The following is a 2,521-nucleotide window of genomic DNA, read 5'->3' on the forward strand; positions in this document are numbered from 1 at the left end:
TGAGACAGCGAATCTTTCTGCAATAGCTTCCTGTCTTGCGCCTGTGTCCAGAGCGTCTATAATGCGTTGTCGAAGGTCTTGGGAGAGTGGTCTCATGCTAGCAGGATACCTCATCCGCTATACTTTTGACGAAGACTATAAGGGGCGAAGGACGCGTCATAATAGAGCCAACGTAGCAGCGCCCATGCGTGTGCTGACCCGCCGATGTAAAGTCGGCCTACGGTATAGAGGGGTGAGATTTTCCTTGGTCGGGACTCACCCCTCGACTCACCACTAGATTGTGGCGAACTTCATGAGATGCCTTTCAAGGCAACACTAATAATTTCAGGCATTTGTTTTCTCCTTGAGGAGGGTTACTGGCACGCCTCGCACTCTTCGCCGTTGCGCATGGCCTCAATCGAGCAGGCGAGCGCTTCGGCCTCGGTGAAGGCTTTCTTAGTAGCAGCTGCCTCCGCGACGGCGGCGTTGGAGCCGGTCTCGCGCATCTTGAGAGAGACCGTGGCCTTCTCGATATTGCTCGCGCCCAGCGTGCGCAGGTAGTAGGTGGTCTTCAGGCCCGCGTGCCAGGCATAGCGGTACATGTGCGAGAGTGCCTTCATGTCCGGGGTGCCCAGAAACAAGTTCAGCGACTGGCTCTGGTCAATCCACTTCTGCCGACGTGCCCCTGCATCAATCAGCGCCTCGAAGGGAATCTGAAACGCCGTGAGGTACTTCTGCTTGATCCATTCCGGGATCTCCTCGATATTGTGCAGGTCACCGTCGAAGTACTTGATCTGATCCACGATCTCCTGGTTCCAGAGGTTGGCCACTTTCAGATCGCGCACCAGGTAGGCGTTTAAGACCACAAAGTCACCCGAGAGATTCGACTTCACAAACAGGTTCTTGTACATCGGCTCGATACAGGGCGACGTTCCCATGATATTGGCGATGGTGGCCGTCGGGGCGATGGCCAAGACGTTGGAGTTGCGCATGCCCTGTGCCTGGATCTTCGTACGCAGCGCTGCCCAGTCCAGCTTGCCACCCCGTGCCACTTTAATCTCCACCCCACGCTCTTTTTCCAGCAGCTCGATGGTATCGGGAGGAAGAATCCCGCGGTCCCACTTGCTCCCCTTAAAGCTAGAGTACGCCCCACGCTCGGCTGCCAAATCGCTCGATGCCTCGTAGGCGTAGTAGGCAATCGCCTCCATAAACTCATCGTTAAACTCGATAGCTTCTTGCGAGGCAAACGGGATGTCTTTCTTGTAGAGCGCGTACTGAAGGCCCATCACGCCCATCCCAACCGGCCTGTGACGCTTGTTGGACGTCTCCGCAGGCTTTGTCGGGTAGTAGTTGATGTCTATCACGTTGTCCAGCGCCCGCACCGCGATCTGAATCGTCTCGCGCAGCTTCACGTGGTCGATCTCACCTGTTGGAGTCAGGTGGTTGTCTAAGATCACCGAGCCTAGGTTACAAACGGCGGTCTCTTCAGGGCCGGTGTTGAGTGTGATCTCGGTGCAGAGGTTGCTGCTGTGGATCACGCCCACATGGTCTTGGGGCGAGCGGACATTGCACGGGTCTTTGAACGTGATCCATGGATGACCCGTCTCGAAGATCAGCTTCAGCATCTGCTTCCAGAGCTCGATGGCCTCGACTTTCTTGCCACTGAGCTTGCCCTCGTCCACCAGCTTCTCGTACTCTTCGTAGCGCTTCTCAAACGCGGAGCCAAAGAGATCGTGCAGATCAGGCACATCGGAGCTGCGGAACAGGGTCCACATCTCGCGGGCCTCCATGCGCTTCATGAACAGGTCAGGAATCCAGTTGGCCGTGTTCATGTCGTGCGTGCGGCGGCGCTCATCGCCCGTGTTTTTTCGCAGCTCTAGGAAATCAAAGATGTCATTATGCCAAACTTCAAGATACGCACAGCCAGAACCTGCCCTCTTTCCTCCCTGATTGACAGCCACAAGCTGATCATTGTGCATCTTCAAGAAGGGAATGACGCCTTGCGACTCTCCGTTGGTGCCTTTAATATGACTTCCTGTGCCGCGCACCGCAGTCCAGGAGCCACCAAGACCACCCGCCCACTTGGAAAGAAACGCGTTCTCTGCGATCCCACGAATCATAATGGATTCAATACTATCGTCTACTTTATAAAGGTAACAGGAACTTAACTGGGAGTGAAGTGTGCCAGAGTTGAACAACGTGGGCGTAGAAGAGCAGAAACGGCGGCTCTTATACATGGTGTAAAGCTCAAGTGCGTGCTTCTCTTTGTTCTCCGCATCGGCGTAGAACAGGCCCATCGCGACGCGCATCCAGAAGAACTGCGGCGCTTCTAGCCTGCGCGGGCGCTTGCCGGTCTTGTCGGTGATGAGGTAGCGGTCGTAGAGGGTCTGGAGTCCCAGGTAGTCGAAGTCGAGGTCGGCGGTGGGGTCTAGGGCGTTGGCGAGCTTATCAATATCGTAGCTCAGGATATTGGGCGAGAGACGCTCGATCTGGACGCCGTAGTCCAAGTATTGCTTGAATGCCTTCTTGTGCGCTTCTTTCA

The 2,521-nt window shown here is 55.6% G+C and carries 1 protein-coding gene; it reads right to left on the reverse strand.

Translation table 11 applies throughout. The annotated features are described in order from the left end of the window. Positions 1–353 precede the first annotated feature (353 nt). On the reverse strand, positions 354–2,521 hold a 2,168-nt coding region (locus RMO15_RS21600; RefSeq protein ID WP_309717000.1), incomplete at its 5' end, for a ribonucleoside-diphosphate reductase subunit alpha.

The organism is Armatimonas sp. (genome assembly GCF_031410135.1).
Lineage (GTDB): Bacteria > Armatimonadota > Armatimonadia > Armatimonadales > Armatimonadaceae > Armatimonas.